Origin of the sequence: Pseudomonas umsongensis (assembly GCF_012647205.1) — a bacterium.
Classification (GTDB): domain Bacteria; phylum Pseudomonadota; class Gammaproteobacteria; order Pseudomonadales; family Pseudomonadaceae; genus Aquipseudomonas; species Aquipseudomonas umsongensis.
Genome location: NZ_CP051487.1, coordinates 6146155 through 6169673, shown reverse-complemented (window position 1 = coordinate 6169673; position 23519 = coordinate 6146155). Strand labels below are relative to the sequence as shown.

The 23519-nt window shown below is 61.9% G+C and carries 22 protein-coding genes; 16 read left to right on the top strand and 6 right to left on the bottom strand.

All coding sequences use genetic code 11. The features are described from left to right. Positions 1-78 precede the first annotated feature (78 nt). Together HGP31_RS27945 and HGP31_RS27940 are read right to left on the bottom strand one after the other, a co-directional pair. A complete protein-coding gene (locus HGP31_RS27945; protein ID WP_033044777.1) occupies positions 79-732 on the bottom strand; it encodes a class I SAM-dependent methyltransferase in 654 nt (217 codons plus the stop codon). Beyond that, on the bottom strand, positions 729-1187 hold the full coding sequence (locus HGP31_RS27940) for a YbaY family lipoprotein (protein WP_168759016.1): 459 nt from the start codon (positions 1185-1187) through the stop codon (positions 729-731). Before HGP31_RS27940 ends, HGP31_RS27945 begins: the two co-directional genes overlap by 4 nt. Before the next feature lie 127 nt (positions 1188-1314). Here HGP31_RS27940 and nrdR point away from each other — a divergent pair, with 127 nt between their 5' ends. The 12 genes from nrdR (at position 1315) to HGP31_RS27880 (ending at position 10093) form a co-directional block, all read left to right on the top strand. After that, positions 1315-1779, top strand: coding sequence for a transcriptional regulator NrdR (gene nrdR, locus HGP31_RS27935; protein ID WP_003228656.1), 465 nt, complete (start codon positions 1315-1317; stop codon positions 1777-1779). Then, on the top strand, positions 1776-2909 hold the full coding sequence (gene ribD, locus HGP31_RS27930) for a bifunctional diaminohydroxyphosphoribosylaminopyrimidine deaminase/5-amino-6-(5-phosphoribosylamino)uracil reductase RibD (RefSeq protein ID WP_168759015.1): 1134 nt from the start codon (positions 1776-1778) through the stop codon (positions 2907-2909). The genes nrdR and ribD overlap by 4 nt, the downstream gene beginning before the upstream one ends. A 47-nt stretch (positions 2910-2956) precedes the next feature. Next, complete coding sequence (locus tag HGP31_RS27925) at positions 2957-3622, top strand: riboflavin synthase (RefSeq protein WP_020796277.1); 666 nt, start codon at positions 2957-2959, stop codon at positions 3620-3622. Positions 3623-3653: 31 nt separating this feature from the next. Then, positions 3654-4745, top strand: coding sequence for a bifunctional 3,4-dihydroxy-2-butanone-4-phosphate synthase/GTP cyclohydrolase II (ribBA, locus tag HGP31_RS27920; protein WP_020796278.1), 1092 nt, complete (start codon positions 3654-3656; stop codon positions 4743-4745). Positions 4746-4836: 91 nt separating this feature from the next. Beyond that, positions 4837-5313 (top strand): 6,7-dimethyl-8-ribityllumazine synthase, encoded by a 477-nt coding sequence (gene ribH / locus HGP31_RS27915; protein WP_003228649.1) that lies wholly within the window; start codon positions 4837-4839, stop codon positions 5311-5313. Continuing rightward, a complete protein-coding gene (nusB, locus tag HGP31_RS27910; protein ID WP_008000432.1) occupies positions 5310-5810 on the top strand; it encodes a transcription antitermination factor NusB in 501 nt (166 codons plus the stop codon). Before ribH ends, nusB begins: the two co-directional genes overlap by 4 nt. 28 nt (positions 5811-5838) lie before the next feature. After that, on the top strand, positions 5839-6804 hold the full coding sequence (gene thiL, locus HGP31_RS27905) for a thiamine-phosphate kinase (protein ID WP_020796279.1): 966 nt from the start codon (positions 5839-5841) through the stop codon (positions 6802-6804). After that, complete coding sequence (locus HGP31_RS27900) at positions 6801-7304, top strand: phosphatidylglycerophosphatase A family protein (protein WP_020796280.1); 504 nt, start codon at positions 6801-6803, stop codon at positions 7302-7304. The genes thiL and HGP31_RS27900 overlap by 4 nt, the downstream gene beginning before the upstream one ends. Positions 7305-7327: 23 nt before the next feature. After that, a complete protein-coding gene (locus tag HGP31_RS27895; RefSeq protein ID WP_033044775.1) occupies positions 7328-8065 on the top strand; it encodes a substrate-binding periplasmic protein in 738 nt (245 codons plus the stop codon). A gap of 194 nt (positions 8066-8259) precedes the next feature. Then, entirely contained in the window at positions 8260-8877 is a 618-nt protein-coding gene (ribA, locus tag HGP31_RS27890; protein ID WP_008059515.1) for a GTP cyclohydrolase II, read from the top strand. Beyond that, positions 8874-9293 (top strand): hypothetical protein, encoded by a 420-nt coding sequence (locus tag HGP31_RS27885; protein ID WP_020796282.1) that lies wholly within the window; start codon positions 8874-8876, stop codon positions 9291-9293. The genes ribA and HGP31_RS27885 overlap by 4 nt, the downstream gene beginning before the upstream one ends. Further along, positions 9293-10093 carry a cobalamin-binding protein gene (locus tag HGP31_RS27880; RefSeq protein WP_168759014.1) on the top strand — a complete coding sequence of 267 codons (801 nt, stop codon included), beginning with the start codon at positions 9293-9295 and terminating at the stop codon, positions 10091-10093. The genes HGP31_RS27885 and HGP31_RS27880 overlap by 1 nt, the downstream gene beginning before the upstream one ends. Before the next feature lie 54 nt (positions 10094-10147). Here HGP31_RS27880 and HGP31_RS27875 read toward each other — a convergent pair whose 3' ends face one another. The 4 genes from HGP31_RS27875 to HGP31_RS27860 all read right to left on the bottom strand — a co-directional run bounded on the left by HGP31_RS27875 (position 10148) and on the right by HGP31_RS27860 (position 15313). After that, entirely contained in the window at positions 10148-12031 is a 1884-nt protein-coding gene (locus tag HGP31_RS27875) for a TonB-dependent receptor domain-containing protein (RefSeq protein WP_168759013.1), read from the bottom strand. Between the two features lie 165 nt (positions 12032-12196). Then, positions 12197-14095: a 1-deoxy-D-xylulose-5-phosphate synthase gene (gene dxs / locus HGP31_RS27870; RefSeq protein WP_168759012.1), complete on the bottom strand. Its 1899-nt coding sequence runs from the start codon at positions 14093-14095 to the stop codon at positions 12197-12199. 91 nt (positions 14096-14186) lie between these two features. Then, positions 14187-15074 carry a (2E,6E)-farnesyl diphosphate synthase gene (gene ispA / locus HGP31_RS27865; RefSeq protein ID WP_168759011.1) on the bottom strand — a complete coding sequence of 296 codons (888 nt, stop codon included), beginning with the start codon at positions 15072-15074 and terminating at the stop codon, positions 14187-14189. Next, entirely contained in the window at positions 15071-15313 is a 243-nt protein-coding gene (locus HGP31_RS27860; protein WP_007970180.1) for an exodeoxyribonuclease VII small subunit, read from the bottom strand. The genes ispA and HGP31_RS27860 overlap by 4 nt, the downstream gene beginning before the upstream one ends. 464 nt (positions 15314-15777) lie before the next feature. Here HGP31_RS27860 and HGP31_RS27855 point away from each other — a divergent pair, with 464 nt between their 5' ends. The 4 genes from HGP31_RS27855 to HGP31_RS27840 are packed head-to-tail and all read left to right on the top strand — an operon-like array spanning position 15778 to position 23518. Next, positions 15778-16566: a YfaP family protein gene (locus tag HGP31_RS27855; protein ID WP_020796287.1), complete on the top strand. Its 789-nt coding sequence runs from the start codon at positions 15778-15780 to the stop codon at positions 16564-16566. A 36-nt stretch (positions 16567-16602) separates the two neighbouring features. Next, positions 16603-18330 carry a DUF2138 domain-containing protein gene (locus HGP31_RS27850; protein ID WP_020796288.1) on the top strand — a complete coding sequence of 576 codons (1728 nt, stop codon included), beginning with the start codon at positions 16603-16605 and terminating at the stop codon, positions 18328-18330. Then, a complete protein-coding gene (locus tag HGP31_RS27845; RefSeq protein ID WP_033045475.1) occupies positions 18315-18965 on the top strand; it encodes a DUF1175 domain-containing protein in 651 nt (216 codons plus the stop codon). The genes HGP31_RS27850 and HGP31_RS27845 overlap by 16 nt, the downstream gene beginning before the upstream one ends. After that, a complete protein-coding gene (locus tag HGP31_RS27840; RefSeq protein ID WP_168759010.1) occupies positions 18962-23518 on the top strand; it encodes an alpha-2-macroglobulin family protein in 4557 nt (1518 codons plus the stop codon). The genes HGP31_RS27845 and HGP31_RS27840 overlap by 4 nt, the downstream gene beginning before the upstream one ends. The last annotated feature ends 1 nt before the right edge of the window (position 23519 follow it).

Here is a 23519-nt window from a genome sequence, read left to right as displayed (position 1 = left end):
AGATCGCAGCCTTCGGCAGCTCCTACAGGATCGGGTTTACACACGGTCAATGTAGGAGCTGCCGAAGGCTGCGATCTTTTAACGGTTTGCGTGGTAGAGGCTCACATGCCGAAACTCTTCGGGTTCACACAGGTCCGGCAAGGTCATGGCCTCCAGCATTTCGATGCGCCGGTACAGCGGATGACGAAAATCGCGCACCCGCGAGTCCGCCACCAGCGCTTCGCGGCCACGACTGAGGAACTCATCGAGCAGCGGCAAATTCGCCCGGTCGTACAGCACATCCGCCACCAGGATCAGGTCAAAACGGTCGTCTTCGGCGAAAAAGTCCGTCGAGTAAGTGAGCGCTACGTCATTGAGTTCGGCATTCGCCCGACAGGCGGCAATCGCCAGCGGGTCAAGGTCGCAGGCCACTACTTCCAGCGCCCCCGCCTTGACCGCGGCAATCCCCGCGACCCCGGAGCCGGCACCGAAATCCAACACCCTTTTGCCTTCGACCCAATGCCGGTTCTGCGCCAGATACCGAGCCACGGCCAGACCGCTGGCCCAGCAAAAACTCCAGTACGGCGGCTCATGCAGAATGCGGCGGGTCTCTTCCGGGCTGAAGGCGCGGTCCATGTTGTCGCCATCGATCAGCCACAGCTTCAGATCAGTCTCCGGCAGCCCACAGGCGACCAGTCGCGCATCGCCGAGCAATTCACCCAACGCCTGTTGCAGGTCCAGCGGCGTCTTCATGGCGCTTTGACAAATTGCAGCTGGCCCAGCGCCTGGGTGGTCGGCTGATAGATCCGCTGTGACGGCAGGTGCAGGATCAGTTGGCCGGACTGGCTGGCGCGGCCGCGCAGTTCAACGCGGGCACCGGCCGGGAACGATTCTGGATTGAAGCGCAGATGAAACGGCAATGCCTGGTTGGTGCCGATCAGGTTGGAACTGGCGAGCAATTGTTGCGGACGGTCCTTGTCGTCGATCACCAGCAGGGCCAGCTCGACTTCGGCGCCATCCGGGATGCCTTGCAGGGTGCCGCTCAATTCACGTTGATGGGCCGGCAAAGGACCGACGTTGGCCGACTCTCGGGCTTTTTTCTGCGCTTGTTGTGGCGCCGGGCCAGGCGTTGGCGGCTGGGGGGCATCGCTGCTGCAAGCCACCAACAGGCTGAAAAGGCTGAGCAAAACGAGCGGACGTAACGGCATTGGCAGCTCCGGAAGGGTGAAATCCATGGATCCAGTGATCATCCCGTCTGTATACCGCAAACCCTATGTCTTGTCTTGCCACCCGGATGCGCTACCATGGCCCTCCCTTTTTTTGTTGCCTGCCACCATGCACTGTCCCTTCTGCGGTGCCAACGACACCAAGGTCATCGACTCGCGTCTGGTCGCCGAGGGCGAACAGGTACGCCGCCGGCGCGAATGCCTGGCCTGCGGCGAACGTTTCACGACGTTCGAAACCGCTGAACTGGTGTTGCCGCGCCTGATCAAAACCGACGGCAGTCGCCAGCCGTTCGACGAAGAAAAACTCCGCGCCGGCATGCAGCGTGCGTTGGAGAAGCGCCCGGTGAGTGTCGAGCGCCTCGAATCGTCGCTGGTGCACATCAAACACAAACTGCGCGCCACTGGCGAACGCGAGGTCAAGTCCCTCGTGGTCGGTGAGCTGGTGATGGCCGAGCTGCAAAAGCTCGACGAAGTCGCCTACATCCGCTTCGCCTCGGTGTATCGCCGCTTCCAGGACCTCAATGAGTTCCGCGAAGAAATCGATCGCCTGGCCCGGGAACCGGTGAAAGAATGACCACGCCAGCAGAACTTGCCATCCTCGACGCCCATTACATGGCCCGCGCGCTGGAACTCGCGCGCAAAGGGCATTACACGACACACCCCAACCCGAGGGTCGGCTGCGTGATCGTGCGTGACGGGCAGATCGTCGGCGAAGGCTGGCACGAGCGCGCCGGTGAACCCCACGCCGAAGTCCACGCCTTGCGTGCCGCCGGTGAGCTGGCCCGTGGCGCCACCGCCTACGTGACCCTCGAACCCTGCAGTCACCACGGTCGCACGCCCCCGTGCGCCGATGCGTTGGTCAACGCCGGTGTGGCGCGGGTCGTGGCAGCGATGCAGGACCCGAACCCGGAAGTGGCCGGACGTGGCCTGCAACGCCTGGCGCAGGCCGGCATCGCCACTGAAAGCGGTGTGCTGGAGGGTGAGGCGCGCAAGCTCAATCAGGGATTCCTCAAGCGCATGGAACATGGCTTGCCGTTCGTGCGGGTCAAGTTGGCCATGAGCCTGGACGGTCGCACGGCGATGGAAAGCGGCGAAAGCCAATGGATCACCGGGCCCGCGGCACGTTCCGCGGTCCAGCGTCTGCGCGCCCAGGCCAGCGTGGTGCTGACCGGTGCCGACACCGTGCTGGCGGACAACGCCCGCCTGACCGTGCGTGCCGACGAACTCGGCCTGGATGCCGGGCAAACCGCGCAGGTCATGAGCCGTCTGCCGCTACGCGTACTGGTCGACGGGCGTCTGCGCGTACCGTTGGATGCCCCGTTCTTCAAGGCCGGCCCGGCGCTGGTCGCCACCTGTGTAGCGGTGGAAGAGCAATACGCCAATGGTCCGGAATGCTTGATCGTGCCTGGCTATGACGGTCAGGTCGATCTGCGCCAGCTACTGGTCGAACTCGCCCACCGTGGCGTCAACGAGGTGCTGGTAGAGGCCGGTCCACGGCTGGCCGGTGCTTTCGCTCAACTCGGTTTGGTGGATGAGTTCCAGATTTTCATTGCCGGCAAGTTCTTGGGCTCTTCGGCACGACCGCTGCTGGACTGGCCGCTCGCGCAGATGAAGGATGCACCCGAGCTCAAAATCACCGAAATTCGCGCGGTGGGCGATGACTGGCGAGTCACCGCCATTCCTTCACCGGCAGCGAGCGTATAATTTCCGGCCATCGCTATAGCGCTGGCTCTGTTCTCGAGGAGAACCCCATGTTCACCGGCATCATCGAATCCATCGGCAGTATTCGTGCATTGACCCCAAAAGGCGGAGATGTGCGGGTGCATGTAGAAACCGGCAAGCTCGACCTGAGCGACGTCAAACTGGGCGACAGCATCGCGGTCAACGGCGTATGCCTGACCGCCGTTGAACTGCCGGGCAACGGCTTTGCAGCTGACGTCAGTCGCGAAACCCTCGACTGCACCGCCATGAATGACCTCAAGAGCGGCAGCCCGGTCAATCTGGAAAAAGCCCTGACTCCGACTACACGCCTGGGCGGGCACCTGGTCAGTGGCCACGTCGACGGCGTGGGCGAAGTCGTTGCCCGTACCGAGAACGCGCGTGCCGTGGAGTTCCGCATCCGCGCGCCGAAGGACTTGGCCAAGTACATCGCCCATAAAGGCTCGATCACCGTCGACGGCACCAGCCTGACCGTGAACGCGGTCGATGGCGCCGAGTTCCTGCTGACGATCATTCCGCACACCCTGAGCGAAACCATCATGGCGTCGTACCAGCCAGGTCGCCGGGTGAACCTGGAAGTGGACTTGCTGGCCCGTTACCTGGAGCGTCTGCTGCTGGGCGACAAGGCCGCTGAGCCAACTACCGGCAGCAACATTACCGAAAGCTTTCTCGCCGCCAACGGCTACCTCAAATCCTGAAACTCAATTTCTAAAAGAATGGGGGTGCCTTGTGGCGCTCAATAGCATCGAAGAACTGGTTGAAGACATCCGCCAAGGCAAGATGGTCATCCTCATGGATGACGAAGACCGCGAGAACGAAGGCGACCTGATCATGGCCGCCGAGTGCTGTCAGGCCGAACACATCAACTTCATGGCCAAGCACGCCCGTGGCCTGATCTGCATGCCGATGACCCGCGAGCGCTGTGAACTGCTCAAGCTGCCACTGATGGCCCCACGCAACGGCTCCGGTTTCGGCACCAAGTTCACCGTATCGATCGAAGCGGCCACAGGCGTCACCACCGGCATCTCTGCCGCCGACCGTGCGCGCACCGTGCAAGCGGCTGCCGCCCGTGATGCCAAGGCTGAAGACATCGTCAGCCCCGGCCACATTTTCCCGCTGATGGCCCAGGCCGGCGGCACCCTGGCCCGCGCCGGCCACACTGAAGCCGCGTGCGATCTGGCGCGCATGGCCGGTTTCGAGCCGAGCGGGGTGATCTGCGAAGTGATGAACGACGACGGCACCATGTCCCGTCGTGCCGAACTGGAAGCCTTTGCGGCTGAACACAATATCAAGATCGGCACCATCGCCGACCTGATTCACTACCGGATGATCCACGAACGTACCGTTCAGCGGATTGCCGAGCAGCCTCTGGACAGCGAACTGGGCCAATTCAACCTGGTGACCTATCGTGATTCCGTGGAAGGTGACGTGCACATGGCCCTGACCTTGGGCAATGTCTGCGCCGAAGAACCGACCCTGGTGCGCGTGCACAATATGGACCCGCTGCGCGACCTGCTGATGGTCAAGCAGCCGGGCCGCTGGAGCCTGCGCGCCGCCATGTCCGCGGTTGCCGAGGCCGGCAGCGGCGTGGTGCTGTTGCTCGGACACCCGCTCGATGGCGACGTGTTACTGGCGCATATCCGCGAAACCGCAGACCACGCGGCGGTGAAAAAACCGACCACCTACAGCACCGTGGGAGCCGGTTCGCAGATCCTGCGCGACCTCGGCGTACGCAAAATGCGCTTGATGTCGGCACCGATGAAGTTTAATGCGATATCCGGTTTCGATCTGGAAGTTGTAGAATACGTGCCCTCCGAATAATGACCGGTTGTTTCCGGCCTTGAATTCGCGGTTCAAATATCACTGAGGGGCGCGTACGAGACGCGTCCCGGCTCTTTAAGAGATCTATCGAATGACCCTGAAGACCATCGAAGGTACCTTCATCGCCCCTAAAGGCCGCTATGCTTTGGTAGTAGGCCGTTTCAACAGTTTCGTCGTTGAAAGCCTGGTCAGCGGTGCTGTTGATGCCCTGGTTCGCCATGGCGTGAGCGAAAGCGACATCACCATCATCCGCGCCCCTGGCGCCTTCGAAATTCCGCTGGTTGCGCAGAAAGTCGCTCAGAAGGGCGAGTTCGCGGCAATCATCGCCCTGGGCGCGGTCATTCGTGGCGGTACTCCGCACTTCGAATACGTGGCTGGCGAGTGCACCAAGGGCCTGGCCCAGGTGTCCATGGAGTTCGGCGTACCGGTCGCTTTCGGCGTCCTGACCGTCGATTCCATCGAGCAAGCCATTGAACGTTCCGGCACCAAGGCCGGGAACAAAGGTGCCGAAGCTGCCCTGTCCGCTCTGGAAATGGTCAGCCTGCTGGCGCAGTTGGAGGCCAAGTGATTAGCGACGAAAGCGATCGTTTCAACCCGCGCGATCCAAAACCTGCGGATGCTGGCAAGCCATCGAAAAGCGTCAAGCGTCGCGAAGCCCGTCAGCTCGCGACTCAGGCGCTGTACCAATGGCACATGGCCAAGCAATCGCTGAACGAGATCGAAGCGCAGTTCCGGGTCGATAACGATTTCACCGATGTCGATGGTGCGTATTTCCGCGAAATCCTGCACGGGGTTCCGCAGTTCAAGACCGAAATCGACACCGCGCTCAAGCCTTGCCTGGACTTGACCATCGAAGAGCTGGACCCGGTTGAACTGGCGGTTCTGCGTCTGTCCACCTGGGAGTTGCTCAAGCGCGTCGACGTACCGTATCGCGTTGTGATCAACGAAGGCATCGAACTGGCCAAGGTCTTCGGTTCTACCGATGGCCACAAGTTCGTCAACGGTGTGCTCGACAAGCTGGCCCCGCGTCTGCGTGAAGCTGAAGTGAAGGCGTTCAAGCGCTGATTGGCGCTTGGAATGTCGACACGAAGCCATGGGCGAGTTTGAGCTGATCCGCAATTTCTTCGCCGCCGCGCCCTGTGCGCAGGGCGGCGAAGGCGTTGCCCTCGGAATTGGCGATGACTGCGCCTTGCTGGCTGTCCCTCCCGGGGAGCAGTTGGCGATTTCTACCGATACCCTGGTGGCCGGCGTACATTTCGCCGACCCCTGCGATCCATTCCTGCTCGGTCAGCGCTCGCTGGCCGTGGCGGTGAGCGACTTGGCTGCCATGGGCGCCACGCCCGTTGCCTTTACCCTTGCCCTGACTTTGCCGACGGTGACCGCCGATTGGTTGCAGGCCTATGCCCGTGGTTTGAACCTTATGGCTTCGAGCTGCGGCGTGGCGCTGGTGGGCGGCGATACCACCCGCGGGCCGCTGAGCCTGACCATGACGGTGTTCGGGCGCGTGCCGGGCGGTTTGGCCCTGACCCGCAGCGGTGCGCGGCCGGGCGACCTGCTGTGTGTGGGCGGCGACCTTGGCAATGCCGCCGGTGCCTTGCCATTGGTGCTCGGCCAGCGCACGGCCCAAGCGCGCATTGCCGAGCCGCTGCTGGCGCATTACTGGTCGCCGCAACCGCAGCTTGGATTGGGCCAGGCGCTGCGTGGCAAGGCCACTTCGGCCATGGATATCTCCGATGGTCTGCTCGCTGATTGCGGGCATATCGCGCTGGCCTCGAAGGTCGGCATCGAAGTCGAGCGGGATCGCTTGCCGCTGTCGCAAAGCCTGGTCGATTTTCTTGGACTGGCGCACGCACAGGTTGCGGCCCTGAGTGGCGGCGACGACTACGTACTGGCTTTCACCTTACCGTCTGTCGAATTGCCGCTGTTGCTGGCCGACGGCTGGCCGATCCATGTGGTCGGGCGGGTGGTAGCAGGGCAGGGCGTGACGCTGCTGGACGCCGACGGCAAGGACATCACCCCGCAAACCCGGGGCTACCAACATTTTCGGGAGACACCGTGACAGATCACCCCAATCAGGTTCCGGCGGAGTTCGTACCGCCATCGGTCTGGCGCAATCCCTGGCATTTCCTGGCGTTTGGCTTTGGCTCCGGCACCTTGCCAAAGGCTCCGGGCACCTGGGGGTCGCTGGTTGCGCTACCCTTTATCCCGCTATGGCAGATGTTGCCCGACTGGGGCTACTGGTTGATGCTGGGCATTACCATGCTGTTCGGCTTCTGGCTGTGCGGCAAGGTGGCCGATGATTTACGGGTACACGACCACGAAGGTATCGTCTGGGACGAGATGGTCGGAATGTGGATCACCCTGTGGCTGGTGCCGGAAGGTTGGCAGTGGCTGCTGGCAGGATTTTTGATGTTTCGCTTCTTCGACATCCTCAAGCCGTGGCCGATTCACTGGGTTGACCGGCATGTGCACGGAGGCGTTGGCATCATGCTCGATGACGTGTTGGCTGGAGTGTTTGCGTGGTTGGCGATGCAGGGGCTGGTATGGATTTTCGCCTGAGGGATTAATTGGGAGAACTAGGGATGGCTCGACGCTGGTGGGTAGCGATGGTGATGGTGCTGTTCGGTGCGCTGGTCCAGGCGGAGGAGGCAATCACCGCGCCGTCCGTGATTCATCTGGCCAGCGAAGACTGGGAAGACTATACCGCTGCCGACGGCCACGGCCTCGGCTGGGACGTGTTGCGCAAAGTCTTCGAGCCGGCGGGGGTCAAGCTGGACATCCGCAGCGAACCCTATGTGCGCTCGATGGGACTGGCCGAGCGGGGTGAAGTCGATGCATGTGTCGGTTCCTACCATGAAGAATCCAGCGATGTGCTTTATCCGCACTGGAACTTCGATACCGACCATATCTACGCCCTGGGCCTGGCCAGCAGCCCGCAACCGACCCCACAAACCCTGGGTAATTACCGTCTGGCGTGGGTGCGTGGCTACGATTATCAACATTATCTGCCTAATGTCCGCCGCTACAACGAAGTACTACGTCGTACCGGCATCGTTTCGATGCTGACGCAGAACCGCGCCGACTTCTACATAGACGCACTGACCGAAGTCGATTGGGTGCTCAGTCGGGCGAAGGATCCTTCGCAGTTTCGCCGCACGCATATCGCCGAATTACCGTTGTACCTGTGCTTTGCCAAGACCCCGGCGGCCCGCAGCCTGATGGCGTTGTTCGACCAACGCATGGCGCAGTTGGTTAAAAGCGGCGAGCTCAGACCGATCTTCGAACGCTGGAAGCAACCCTACCCGTTCGATGAGGAATAACCTGTAGGAGCTGCCGCAGGCTGCGATCTTTTGATCTTAAAATACAAAATCAAAAGATCGCAGCCTGCGGCAGCTTCTACAGAGATCAAACTTTTTGATAGTTATGGCCGATAATTCAGCCTAAGCGTCGGTTGGAACCTGCTGTTACAATGCCGGCCTGCGAATCTTCAGACTTTTAGATCAGGAGCACACCGGTGCCTGTCGTTTTTGTCGCCGCTTCCAAGCTGCCAACGCCTTTTGCGCAATTCATCATGCACGGCTTTCTCGATGAGGCCACCGGCCGCGAGCACGTCGTGCTGAGCCTGGGTGAGATCGCCGATGGTGCCCCGGTACTCGGTCGGTTGCACTCCGAGTGCCTGACGGGCGACGCCTTGTTCAGCCAGCGTTGCGACTGCGGCTCGCAACTTGAGGCTGCGCTGCAGGCCATCGCTCGTGAAGGTCGGGGCGTATTGCTGTATTTGCGCCAGGAAGGCCGTGGCATTGGCCTGCTGAACAAGATCCGCGCCTATGAGCTGCAGGACGGCGGTGCCGACACCGTTGAGGCCAACGAGCGCCTGGGCTTTGCCGCCGACCAGCGCGATTACGCCATGTGCCTGCCGATGCTTGAGCACCTGGGGGTGAAATCCCTGCGCCTGATGACCAACAACCCACGCAAGGTCAAAGCCTTGACCGACATGGGCATCGCGGTTGCCGAGCGCGTGCCGCTGCACACGGGTCACAATCCGCACAACAAACTCTACCTGGCAACCAAGGCCAGCAAACTCGACCATATGATGGGCAATGAACATCAGGGCGAGGTAGACCGGGCGTGACCCGCGGCCAGGTACGGCGGCGGCTGTCCGTCAATTGGTGGCAATACCTGGCGTTGGCCTTGTTGCCGCTGTTCGTGATCAACGCAGTGTTCGGCCAGGGTGAAGCCATACTGCCGGTGCTGGCAATGCCGTTGTTCATCGCCGGTGTCGCCTCGATGTTTGTCAGCCTGAAGTTTTTTGGCGGCTATAAACATGCGTTGATCGCCACCCAGAAAGCCCTCGATACCCCTGAAGAGCCTGATGCATGGATCCGTTTGGCGGCCAAGCGGCGCACGGCGTTCCTCGCGGCTGGCTTGCCGGCCTGGATCGGTGCATTGGCGGTGTTTGTCGGTCTCGAAGCGGTGCCGCTGATGCTGCTGGCGCTGTCGACCGCGGTGCTGTTCTACCTCTACCGAATTCCACGTCAGCTCGGTTGATGCGCCCTGTCTGGCTGGCGGTTTTGCTGCTGGCGATCAGCGGCTCGGCCATGGCGGTGGAGCGGGTTGTCAGCCTCGCTCCGTCCCTCACTGAGATGGTCGTCGAACTGGGTTCGGCCGACTTGCTGGTCGGCGTGCTGGATGCCGGTGAGCGTCCCGCCGAACTCAAGGATTTGCCCTCCGTGGGGCGCTACGGTCAGCTGGACATGGAGCGTTTGCTCAGCCTCAAGCCTGATTTGTTGCTGCTCTGGCCTGGCAGTGTCGGCCCGGCCCAGCGTGAACAACTCAAGCGCTTGAACATCCCGACCTACGTCGCTGAACCGCATGATTTCGCGCAACTCACCGCACAGATCGAAGCCATTGCCTCGCAACTCGGGCGGCCTGAGCGTGGGGCGGTATTGGCCAACGATTTGCGTCAGCGCCTGGCGCAGCTGCGTCAACGCTATCGGCGGGAGCATCCGTTGCGTGTGTTCTATCAAGTCTGGGATAAGCCGCTATACACCGTGGGCGGAGGGCAGATCATCAGCGCTGCGCTTGAAGTCTGTGGGGCGCAAAACGTCTTCGGCGACCAGGCACTCCCGGCGCCGCAGATCAGTGTCGAAGCGGTCCTGCAGCGCGATCCCGAGGTGATTCTGGCCGGTGATCAGGCGCAACTTGATGCGTGGAAGGCGTGGCCGCAGGTGGCGGCGGTGCGGCAGGGGCAGTTGCGGCTGGTTACGGACAAGGGCCTGGAGCGGCCGAGCGGGCAGATGGTCGAGGCGACGGCCAAGTTGTGCCGCGAGATTGCACCTGACCGCTGAGACCGAGGTGCGGCCTTCGCGGGCTTGCTCGCGAAGAGGCTAGCCCAGAGACCATCAGAGCTCCGGGGTCCAAGTCACCCCAAACACCCACGCCCGACCTTCCTCGCGATATCCGTACTGGCTGCCTTCATGGCTGTACAGTGCCCGGCTGTAACCCTTGTGCAGCAGGTTGTCGACCTTAAGCTCCAGGCTGATCTCTCGATTGAGTGCCCAACTGCTGCGCAACCCCAGCAACCCATAACCACCCAATGGCTGTTGATTGTTCAGGTCGTCATAGCTGCTGCTAACAGCTTGCCAACTGGCGCCCAGGCCCAGGCGGTCGAACTGTCGATCCAGATCCCAGCTCAATGTGCGACGTGCGCGACGGGCCAGGGTATGCCCCGTATCGCGGTCACGCGGGTCGATAATCGCCACGCCGAGGTTGCTCTGCCAGCCGAACAGTTCCTGTCTTAATGTCGCTTCAAAGCCGTTGATGCGTGCCGACGCCACGTTCTCTGGACGTGAGTTGCTGCCGAAGATGATCGCGTCTTCGAGGTCCGTACGGTACAGCGAGGCCTCCAGGCGACTGCTCTCGGTCAATTGGCTGCGCCATTGCAGTTCATAGCTTTTCGAGGTCTCGGGTTTAAGGTCCGGGTTGCTGAAGTCGGGGTAGTACAGGTCGTTGAAGGTCGGCGCACGGAAACCTTCGCTGTAGGTCAGCAGCAAGTCGTTGTCGGGGTTTAGCGGCAGGGTGAAGGTGCCGCTCCAGCTGTTCTGGCCGCCGAACTGTTGGTTCTGGTCGCGGCGCAGGCCCAGTTCGGTAGAGAATCTGTCAGCCTGATAACGATGCTGGACAAATGCCGCGCGGTTCCAGCGACTGTCCTCGTCGAACGGCGTGCTGCTGTTGACGCGGTCTTCGTACCAGTCGCCGCCGAGGATCAGGCTGTTGCGCTGGTTGAGTGTCAGGTCGTTCTGCCAGTTCACCGAGTCTCGATAGGTATTGAACACGCTGCGCTCATCGCTGAGCTTGTCGAACGTCTTCTCGCGGTTTTCGCTGTGGCCGAACTCGACGCGGGTTTTCCACAGGTCGTTGACCCGTGCGTCGATGTAGCTGCTGACACTGCTCACATCGAATTCGTTGTAGGGCTGCTGCTGGACTGACTCGAACGTGTTCAGGTCGAAGCGACCGAACGGATTGTCGAATTCGCTTTTACCACGGTTATCCAGCAGATTGGCGCCGATCTCGACGTCGTCGCTGAGGGCGTGACTCACGCTCAGGCTCAGGGATTTGTTGCGGTAGGCGTCGTGATCACTGTCGCTGGGATACGACTCATGGGTGCGATCGATCCCGGCGGTTTCATCCAGGCTGGCGCCGAGGTTGAAGCGGGTCTGCTCATCGCCCCCAGACAAGCCGAGGCTACGCTCCCAGGTCTGGTTGCTGCCAAACCCCATATGCAGCCTGGGTTGCAGGCCGGGGTCGCTGCCACGCCGAGTGAAGATCTGGATCACCCCGCCAATCGCATCGCTGCCGTAGATCACCGAACGGGAGCCGCGCAGCACTTCCACGCGCTCGACCTGGTCGATGTTGATGTGTTGCAGGTTGCTGTCGCCGGAGGACGAGTTGCCGATCCGCTGGCCGTCCACCAGCACCAGGCTCTGGGCCGACTGCGTGCCGCGAATGTAAATTCCCGGCAGGCTGCCGCGCCCGCCGGTTTGTGCCACTTGCACCCCCGGTACACGGCGCAGCAGGTCAGTGACGCTGTTGGGTTGCAACCGGTCGATGTCTTCGCGGGTGAAGACCGTGTTGGCGGCGCTGCTGTCGTTGCGCGCCTCGACCTGGCGGTTGGCGCTGATCAGTACGTCGGGCAGCTTCAGGGCCTGGTCGCGTTCGAAGGTGTCGGCCAGCACTGGGCCGGCTGGCAGCAGGGTCAGCGTCAGGGCGAGGGGGGAGAGTTTCATCGACAGTCCGTTGGTGCTTGAGGTGTACACAATTTTGATAGCGCCACAAACCACTGTGGGAGCGGGCTTGCCCGCGAAGGCGTCGGCACATTCAACATTGATGTTGGATGTGTCGGCCTCTTCGCGGGCAAGCCCGCTCCCACAGGGGGGAGTGTGTATAGCGGTTTAGCGGTTTAGCAGTTGCAGACGCTCGCGGATCGAAGCCTCGATCCCGGCTTCATCCAGTCCACACTCAGCCAGCATTTGCGCCGGCTTGGCGTGTTCGACATAAATGTCCGGCAAGCCCAGGTGCAGCATCGACTTGAGGATATTCTCGCGAGCGAGAAATTCGCTGACCGCACCGCCGGCACCACCCATGATGGCGTTTTCTTCGACGGTCACCAGCAGCTCGTGGCTGCCAGCGATTTCGCGAACCAGCTCTTCATCCAGCGGTTTGACGAAGCGCATGTCGACCACGGTCGCGTCCAGCGTCTCGGCGACTTTCAGCGCCTCGGCCAGTTGCACGCCGAACACCAGCAAAGCGACCTTGCTACCCTGGCGGCGAACCACGCCCTTGCCGATTTCGATCGGCTCGAGGTCTTTCTCGATGGTCGCATTCGGGCCGTTGCCGCGCGGGTAACGCACGGCGGCCGGGCCGTTATATAGATGACCGGTCGAGAGCATCTTGCGCAGTTCGTTTTCGTCGCTCGGGGTCATCACCAGCATGCCGGGGATGCAGCGCAGGAACGACAGGTCGAAGCTGCCCGCGTGGGTCGGACCGTCTTCGCCCACCAGGCCGGCTCGATCGATGGCGAACAGCACGTCGAGGTTTTGCACCGCGACGTCATGCACCAACTGGTCGTAGCCGCGTTGCAGGAAGGTCGAATAGATCGCCACCACCGGCTTCGCGCCTTCGCAGGCCATGCCGGCCGCAAAGGTCACGGCGTGTTGCTCGGCAATCGCCACGTCGAAGTAGCGCAGCGGGAAGCGCTCGCTGAAGGCCACCAGGTCCGAGCCTTCCTTCATCGCCGGGGTGATCCCGACCAGGCGCGGGTCGGCAGCCGCCATGTCGCACAGCCACTCACCGAACACACCGGAGTACTTCGGCCCGCTGGCTTTCTTCGGAGGGTTGGCCGGCGCATCGACAGGTTCGAGCTTGGTGATGGCGTGGTAACCGATCGGGTCGACCTCCGCCGGGGCGAAGCCTTTGCCTTTCTTGGTGACGATGTGCAGGAACTGCGGGCCCTTGAGATCACGCATGTTGCGCAGGGTAGCGATCAGGGTTGGCAGGTCGTGGCCATCGATCGGGCCGATGTAGTTCCAGCCCAGCTCTTCGAACAGCGTGCCGGGCACCAGCATGCCTTTTGCGTATTCTTCGGTGCGACGGGCGATTTCCCAGGCGCCGGGCAGGCGCGACAGGACTTTCTTGCTGCCCTCGCGCATGCTCGCGTAGGTACGGCTGGAAAGGATCTTCGCCAGGTAGTTCGACAAACCGCCGACGTTGCGCGAGATCGACATGTCATTGTCGTTGAGGATCACCAGCATGTTGGCGTCCACTTCCGGCGCGTGGTTCAGCGCTTCGAACGCCATGCCGGCCGTCAGTGCGCCGTCGCCGATTACGGCAATCGCCTTGCGATCACTGTTTTGCAGGCGGGCGGCAATCGCCATGCCCAGGGCTGCGCTGATCGACGTGCTGGAGTGGCCGACGCCAAAGGTGTCGTACTCGCTCTCGGATCGACGCGGGAAGGCGGCAACGCCGTCCTTCTGGCGCAGGGTGGCCATGCGCTCGCGACGACCGGTGAGGATCTTGTGCGGATAAGCCTGATGACCCACGTCCCACACCAGCCGGTCGTCCGGGGTGTCGAAAACGTAATGCAACGCGATGGTCAGCTCGATGACGCCCAGACCTGCACCGAAATGCCCACCGGTCTGACCGACCGTGTAGAGCAATTCCAGGCGCAACTCATCGGCCAGGGTTTCCAGCTCGGCTTCGCCTAACCGGCGCAGGCCGTCCGGCGTGTTCGCGCGGTCGAGCAGGGGCGTGGTCGGGCGCTTGCGGGGAATCTCATGAAACGTCGTGGGCATCAGGCGAATCGTTATAGGTATAAAAGATGCGGCAGTTTACCTGATGCATCGGCCCCTGCCCACGCGTTGGTCTTTTTTGGCGGATTCGCCGTCAGTTGCGTCGCTCGACGATGTAGCGGGCCAGCTCACGCAGGGGCTCGGCAGCCGCGTCAAACGGTCGCAACGCATGCAGCGCCTGATCGCGCAGTTCCAGGGCATAGGCCTTGGCGGCGTCCAGGCCCAGCAGTGCCGGGTAGGTCGGCTTGTCGCGGGCAATGTCGGCGCCTTGGCGTTTGCCCAGGGTTTCGGTATCGCTTTCGACGTCGAGAATGTCGTCCTGGACCTGGAATGCCAGGCCGATGGCCTGTGCATAAGTCTGCAGGGACTTGAGTTCGCCCTTTTCAGCGCGACCACTGGCCAGGGCGCCGAGCTTGACGCTGGCTTCGATCAGCGCGCCGGTCTTGTGCCGGTGCATGTATTCGAGCGCCTGTTGATCGAGCTTCAGGCCTACCGAGCCAAGGTCGATGGCCTGGCCGCCGACCATGCCCGCCGGACCTGCCGCCAATGCCAGTGTGCTGACCATTTCAAGACGGATCTCGGCGTCGACGTTGCTCAGGCGCGGGTCGAGCAGGGCGCTGAACGCCAGGCTCTGCAAGCCATCGCCAGCGAGGATCGCGCAGGCTTCATCGAATTTCTTGTGCGTTGTCGGCTGGCCGCGGCGCAGATCGTCATCATCCATGGCCGGCAAATCGTCGTGCACCAGCGAATAGGCATGGATAAGCTCCACCGCGCAGGCCGCGCCGTTGGCTTGCTCCGCCTTGCCGCCCAGCGCTTCGCATGCAGCGTAGGCCAGCAATGGGCGCACCCGTTTGCCGCCGTTCATCACGCTGTAGCGCATGGCGTCGTACAAGCGCACCAGCTCAGGGCCTGGCGCGATGAACAGGGTTTCCATGGCGGCGTTGACGCGGGCCTGGCTGGTCGCTGAATACGCTGCAATCATTCTGGTTGATCCGCGTCGAAGGGTTCCTCGGCCAACTCGCCATCACGCTCGAGCAACACTTGAACCTTTTGCTCGGCCTGGGCCAGCGCCGCCTGGCAATCGCGGGTCAGGCCGATGCCTTGCTCGAAAGCGGCCAGCGAGTCTTCCAGCGATAATTCGCCATTCTCCAGACGCTCTACCAGCGTTTGCAGGTCAGCGAGGGACTGTTCGAAATCCAGTGCAGCTTTTTTGCGGGCCATGGCGGCGATTTCCGGTTGACGTTAAACCGGCGCGACACTAGCAGATAGGGGGTTTATGGGCAAATGAGCGGGGTGTTTCAGCCACCGTTTCCTGAGAGGAACCAGTCCTGTGGCGAGGGGATTTATCCCCGTTGGGCTGCGAAGCGGCCCCTGACGTCTGTTCCGACTGTATGCGTTGTCCGGATTTACGACTGCTTTGTAGCCGAACGGGGATAAATCCCCTCGCCACAAAGTGAGTGGCGATTCGGCTCATTTTGTGAGCCGAATAGAAGCGTTAATCGGCTCACCGTGACTCTCCCCGCAAATCCGGACGCATCCGATTGTTAAAAAACACCCGCACGTCTAACCTTCGCGCCATCGACGACCCGCTATTCATGGGTCTTTCAGACGAAACGCAGTACCCGCATCTGTAACGCGCCGAGGATCAGGCGCAAGGTTTCGTCATGCATGGCAGGAGGCATCACATGCGCTCATTTCTTTTGCTGCTGATCGGCTGGGCCTGTGCGCCCGCCCTGGCCGCGCCCAGTGCCGAGCTGTCGGAGCCGGTGGGCGGCTGGCGCTTCAACGGTTTGCTGGACCGTACGGAAAACCCGCAAGTCGCCTATCCCACGCCACCCATCGACCGTGGTGTGCAGCGCAATCGCACGATGATCCAGGGCCAGCTCAAGGCCATCGGTGCCCAGCGCGGACCCCACACGCTCGCAGTCAACGGTAATCCGTTGAACCTGTACACCGACGATCAGGGCCGGTTTGCCCGGCCCTATGCATTCGGAGCCGGCTCCAACAGCGTCGAAGTGCGCAGCGCCGAAGGCCAGTCGCTCAAACGCGTGCAATTCTATGAAGCCAACAATTTACGCACGCCCGCACGGATTCGCGTGGTGCTGGGGTGGGACGATCCAAAAGCCGAACTTGACCTGCACATCGTCACCCCCGACGGCCAGCACGCGTTCTGGGCACGGCCGGCGATGAGCAATGGTGGTGGCCTCGACCCGGACGGCGTCGACGGCCCCGGCCCGGAAATGTTCACCATGACCGCGTCGCTGCATGGCACCTATCTGGTTTACGTCAACTATTGGGGCAACTTCGGTAGCGGCGGCTATAACTTCGATGAGACCAGCAATCAGAACGAGGTCATTACGTCGCAAATCAACCTGGTGCTCAACGAAAACACCGTCGACGAAAAACGCGAAACCTTCATCGTGCCCCTGCGCGCAATCGGTGACCTGCTGCTGGTCAAGACTTTCAACTATTAAGCATCCCGCTCCACGGATGAATTCGGGTTTTGTGAAATGAGCGATGACACTGTTTCCCCGGCCGCTGTAACACCTGGCCCCAAGCCGTCCCGCTATTGGGCAGGAAAAAATGTCCGGGCCATTGTGATCGGGCTGTGTCTGGTCGTGGGCGTGGCTGCTGGCATGGGCTGGCTGATGCTGAAAAGCAAAGCCCCGGCCCCGCAACTGGCGGCGGAAAAACTCGGCATGAGTCGCCCCGATGGCTTGCTCGAGACCCACTCCTTGAGCCAGTTGCCCAGGGACCTGCTGGCGGTACCGTTCCTAAAGGAAACCCTGACCGAAGATTTCGTCTTCTATTACGAAACCCACGCCGATCGCCTCGGGCTGATCGGCAGCTTGCGGCGGATCATCTACGAGCATGAGCTGAAGTTGCAGGACACGCTGATCGAGCAGCTGTTCGATCAACCGGCGGACGTTGCGTTGTGGCGCGGGGCGGATGGCAGGCTCAAGGATTTCCTGCTGGTGATGGATCGCGGTGGCCTGGCCAAGGTGCTGGAGCCGCTGGCCAAAGTGGCGCTGGATGATTCGCAGTTGAGCAAACTCGCAGACGTGAAAGTCGGCAACGACGACGTGGCGCTTTATCAGCTCAGCTACAACGCCAGCAAGGCGCTGCTGTTTGCCTCCCATGGCGACAAACTGGTGGTGCTGTCGAATCCAACCAAACTCTACGATCCGCAAAGTGGAGCGACGCAGGAGTCGGGCAGTGTCTCGACCCAAGCCATCGCCGCACTGCTCAACGGCGACAAACTGTTCCCCGAAGCGTTTGGCTTGCAACCCCGCGCGCCGGAAGTGAAGCAGCGACTGTCGGTGAATGCCAGCGTGCTCGCCATGGGGTATCAGCGCTTCATCCCGAATTTCGCCGGGTTGCGCTTCGACATGGATGACAAGGGCTGGCACAGCTTCCTGGCCATGGATGAACTGGACGATCAGCCGGACTTTGATTTCAAGCCGATCTGGCAAGCCATGCCGATGGGCGCCAGCGCTTGCGTGGCCGTGCCGCTGGCTGCCGAGCAACAGAAGCCGCTGCTGCTCAAACTCGGTGCTGACGAGACTGCGGCCCAGGCGTTGACCGAGCACATGGCCGGTGCGGCGGGCCTGTGCTGGTACGCCGATTCGCGGCTGTACACACCACTGCTGGTCGCCAGCCTAAAGGATGAAGACAGCGCCAGCCTCGATGGCGAACTGGGCAGGCTGTTCGGCTCGATGGTCGGCGCTTATGAAGGCAAGGTCGATGAGCATGTGTTCCCGGTGATTGAGAAACAGCAAGGTGACAACCGCCAGTGGCAGCGTCAGGTCAGCTCCCGTTTCGGTCCGTATGCGGCCAAGGATGCCGCGAATCCCGATGCGATCACCGGCCAGGCTTTCATGAACGTCAGCCTGGCGCGCCACGGGTCGACGCTGTTGTTTTCCCTCGATGACAAACTGCTGGACAAGGCCCTTGGCACCCTCGACAAACGCTTCCCGCCGATGGCCGACGTGGTGCCCAAGGACCTGCTGATGCCGGTGTACTTCGGCCCGGACGCCATGGCGCAGTTGATGCAGCGCGAAACCCTCGACAGCCTGCCGCAAGACATGGAACCGGTGTTCTACAACGCGGCGCAAACCTACCTGATCCCCAAATTGCGCAAGCTCGGCGGATACGGCAAGTACGCCCTGACCCTGCCCGAGGGCACCGAACCCGATGGCCACTGGCAATGGCTGCCGCTGCAATGGAAAGCCCTGTGAACGTACTGATCCGCAGCCTCGGCGTGCTCGCTTTGCTGTTGAGCGCGGGCGCCCGAGCGATCGAAACACCGGCGCTTGATCCGCAGCAATCCCAGGTGTTCCGCGCCTGGTTCGTGCGCATCGCGCAGGAGCAACTGAGTCGGGGGCCGAGCCCGCGCTGGTATCAGCAGGACTGCGCGGGCCTGGTGCGTTTTGCCGCCAACGAAGCGCTGAAAGTCCATGACGACAAATGGCTGCGCAGCAATGGCCTGTCCAACCGCTACCTGCCGCCGGAACTGGAGTTGAGTGCGGGTCAGCGCGGGCTGGCCCAGCAATGGCAGCAAGGTGGTGGCAAGGTCGGCCCCTACGTCAACGCGATCAAGCTGATCCAGTTCAACAGCCAGCTGGTTGGCCGCGATATCGCACAGGCGCGTCCCGGCGACCTGATGTTTTTCGACCAGGGCGACGACCAGCACCTGATGATCTGGATGGGCCGCTACATCGCCTATCACACCGGCACCACTACTCCCACCGACAACGGCATGCGTTCGGCAAGCCTGCAACAACTCATGACATGGAAGGACACCCGATGGATACCCGATGCAGCCAACCCCAACTTCATCGGCGTCTATCGACTGAATTTTCTCTCCCAATGATGGGTGCCCGCATGCTGCGTTTTCTGCCTCTGCTGTTGGCGTTGGTGCTGCCATTTTCGACGGTCAACGCCCAAGACGCTGTCGAACCCAGCGGCTATACACCGGTGGCCGGTGAAAGTTTTTTCCTGCTGGCCGACAGCAGTTTTGCCAGCGACGAACAGGCGATGGTCCGCCTTGAAGCGCCGGGTCGCGACTACCGTCGCTTGCGCATGGAACCCTATGGCGGTGCCGACATTCGGGTGTACCGCATCGACAAGCCGCTGGACTTTCTCAAGCGCCAGAAGAACCTGCACCGGGTCGTCAGTGACGGCCAGTTCAAGGGCGAAGGCCTGTCGAATACGCTCGCCTACTTGTGGGACACCTGGTACCGCAAATCTCGTCGGGTCATGCAACGGGCGTTTTCCTACGAGTCGCGTAAACAAGTCACCGAAGAAGTGCCGGAATTGAAGATGGGCAACGCCATGGCCGCGCCAACGCCCTACGACGCGCAGCCACAATTCGCCCTGATTCCGGGCCTGCCGGTGGTCAGCCAATTCCGCTACCCGCTGTGGCAAGCCAAACCGATCCAGCCGCCTGAAGGCGTGAACCTCGCCGGGTCTTCCAGTGAGTTCGTCAGTGTGGCGCCGGGCAACGTCTACATCCCGTTGGGCAACTTGAAACCAGGCCTGTATCTGGTGGAAGCGCTGATCGGCAAGTACCGCGCGACCACCATGGTCTTCGTCTCTAACACCGTGGCGGTCAGCAAGATTGCCGGGGATGAACTGCTGGTGTGGGCTGCGCGTAAACACGAAGGCAGTTCGGTGCCCAAGGTCAACGTGCTGTGGACCGATGGCCTGGGTGTGATGAGCAGCGGTGCAACCGATGCCGATGGTTTGCTGCGCCTGAAACACGTCAGTCCCGAGCGCTCATTCGTGATTGGCGAGGATGAAGAGGGCGGCGTTTTCGTCTCGGAGAACTTCTACTACGACAGCGAAATCTACGACACCAAACTCTTTGCTTTCACTGACCGCCCGCTGTACCGACCGGGGGATTGGGTGTCGCTGAAAATCGTCGGGCGCGAGTTCAAGAACGCCCGTGATTCGGTGCAGCCCGTCGCAGCCGACGTTAACGTGACCGTATTGGATGCGACCGGGACGGCGCTGCAATCCCTGGCCTTGAAGCTCGACTCCAAGGCCGGTACCCAAGGCCGTTTCCAGTTGCCCGACAATGCTGTGGCCGGTGGGTACGAGTTGCGTTTCAACTATAAGGATCAGGCCTACAGCAGTGCCTTTCGCGTCGCTGAATACATCAAGCCGCACTTCGAAATTTCCCTGAACCTGGCCAAGCAGGATTACCGCACCGGCGAACCGATCAAGGGCAACCTGGTGCTGCTCTATCCGGACGGCAAGCCGGTGGCCAACGCCAAGTTGAGCCTGAGCCTGCGTGCCCAGCAATTGTCGATGGTCGACAACGAGCTGCAATACCTGGGGCAATTCCCGGTGGAACTGACCAGCACCGAATCGACCACCGACGCCAAGGGTAATGCCGTTGTCGATTTGCCAGCCGCCGAGAAACCGAGTCGCTACATGCTCACCGTGTTCGCCAGCGATGGCGCGGCGTATCGGGTCAAGACCACCAAGGAAATCCTCATTGACCGCGGCGCGGCGAATTTTCGCCTGAGTGCGCCGCGGCGCTTCAGTGCGGTGGGCGACAAGGTTGCGTTCAGCTACGTCAATCAAAGCGAGCAGAGCGCAGCGGTCACGCCTGCCAGCTACGGCTGGGTACGCCTGGAGGATCAAAGCACCGGCGAGGGCAAGCTCGCGGCAACCGACAAGGGCTTCAGCCTGGCCTTCGAGCGTCCCGGTACTTACAACCTCTCGCTCAAGGATGACCATGGTCGCACCCTCGGTGCCACCGGCCATTCTGTCACCGGCGAGGGCGTCAAGGCGGTACCGGGAACCGTGGAAATCGTCCTCGACAAACCCGAGTACAAGGCTGGCGATGAAGCGCTGGCGCTGATCACTTTTCCCGAGCCGATCAGCGATGCGCTGCTGTCCCTGGAGCGCGACAAGGTCGAGGCCACGGCGCTGCTGTCCAAGGGCGGCGACTGGCTGAAGCTGGAAAAACTCAGCGACACTCAATACCGCGCACGCATTGCGGTGCAGGACAGCTTCGCGCCGAACCTGACGTTCTCGGTGCTGTACACCAAGGGCGGCCAGTACAGCTTCCAGAACACCGGTATCAAGGTGATCACGCCGCAGATCGAAGTGGCCATCGCCACTGACAAAGAGACCTACCGACCCGGTGAAACCGTGTCGGTCGACCTGAGCACGCAGTTCGCCGGCAAGCCGATCCCGGCGCATCTGACGGTCAGTGTGGTCGACGAGATGGTCTATGCCTTGCAGCCGGAAATCGCGCCGTCCATCGACCAGTTCTTCTACCATCCGCGCCGCAACAACGTGCGCACCAGCGCCAGTCTGTCGTTCATCAGTTACGACGTCGCGCTGCCTGGCAGCCCTGGCGCGCCGGGCAAGGCCAACCGCAGTGAGCGGGGCGTCAAGGTGCTGGAGCGCCCGCGTCGCGAAGACGTCGACACCGCGGCCTGGCAACCGGAGCTTGTGACCGATGCCAGTGGCAAGACCCGCTTCACTTTCAAGATGCCGGACTCGTTGACCCGCTGGCGCATCACCGCCCGGGCCATCGCCGATGGCGGCCAGGTCGGGCAGAAGAAGCAGTTCGTGCGCTCGGAGAAACCGCTGTACCTGAAGTGGAGCGGGCCGACTCGATTCCGCGCCGGCGACAAACCGGATCTTGGTGTGTTTGCTTTCAGCCAGGCGCAAAACCAGGTCAAGGCCGAGCTGGTGATTCATTACGCGGGCAGCGAACAGCGGGTTCCCGTCACGCTCGACAGCGGCATCAACTACATACCGCTGCCGGCATTCGGGCTGGTCAATGGCGAATGGAGCGCGGAACTAGTGCAGGACGGTAAAACCGTCGATGCCTTGACCGTGCACCTGAGCGCAACCGGCGAAGGCTGGCAAGTCACGCAAAGCCAACGCCTGGACGTGGTCAGCGCAGATACACCGTTGAGCCTGCCTGCGGATGCATCGGATATCCGCTTGCGTCTGGATGACAGCCCGCAAGCACTGTTCCGTGCTGCCCTCGATGATCTGCTGAGCTATCCGTACGGCGGCGTCGAACAGACCGCCAGTCAATTGCTGCCGTTGAGCATCGCCTATCCAGCCTTATCGTCGAACCCGCAGGTCCGCGATCGCTTGCGCCTGATCATGCAGAACAGCCGCCTGCGCCTGGTGCAAATGGCCGGCCCTTCGGCGAGCTTCACTTGGTGGGGCCTGGACGGCGAACCGGATGCGTTTCTTACCGCCTACGCCTATTACGCCGACTGGCACGCCAGCCGGGTAATGGAGCTGAACTTACCCCCAGAGCACTGGCAGCGAGTGTTGGAGGTGTACGCGAAACAGGCGAAGAACACGCCGCTGTTGCAACGGGCGCTGATCCTGTCGTTCGCCAGACAGATGCAATTGCCGGTCGAGACTTTGCTCACCGGATTGATGGAGGACCTGATGCGCGCCGGTGAGGGCAGTGCCGCAAACGTCATGGACGTGGCTGGCGATAGCCTGGTCATGACTGATCCGGATTCGGCGTTGGGCCTGGCTGCTGCGCGCACATTGACCGCCTCGCTGGCGGGGCAATCGAAGGTCGCTCTGCCAGCCGCATTCAAGCGGCAATTGGCTGACGCACAGCAGCGACTGGCCACCAGCTCCGAGCCATTTGCCGAGGCGCTGAATGCATCGCTGCAGCCGTTCGATCAGGCGCATGCGCAAGCGTTGTTGCTTCGGTTACTGCCACAGCAATCCACGCTGGAACGTGCGCTGGCACTGACCTGGTTACAACGCAACATCGAACAGGCGGCGCCGGCTGTGACCTTGAAACCGGGTGACGGCTGGACGCAGGAGCAGGGCGCAACCGGTGAAATCTATTGGACATGGCAAGGCGCACAGGTCCCCGGCGTCTTGTCGCTGAGCGGTGCGCAGGAGCGTCCACTGAGCGCCGCGTTGAGCTTCCAGAGCAAACAGCCAGCGGTCGATCCGCTGCCTGTGACCATCACCCGTCGCCTGTCGCGACTGGTGCCGGGCGATGAAGCCTTCACCTTCAAGCTGCAGCCTGTCGGCAGTGCTCCCTTGTCCAGCGACAACCTGTATCTGGACGAAGTGATCCTGACCAGCAAAGCCGCCAGACCCTTGCGTTACGGCCTGCTCGAAGTGCCGCTGCCACCGGGCGCGGATGTCGAACGCACGACCTGGGGCATCAAGCTCATGGGCAAGGCCGGGACCGAACCTTCGGCGCTGGAGAAGGCCCGTTTCGAGCCCGGACAAATGGCCTATGCAGTGCCGGTGGATGCCTTGAGCGGCGAACTGCGTTTGCGTCACCTGGTGCGCTTCTCGCAGAAAGGCCAGTTCAGCCTGCCGCCGGCGCGTTTTACCCAGGTGTACGCGCCACAGCATCAGGCTCAGGAGCAGAAACCGGCGCTCGGTCAGGTGACGGTTCACTGAT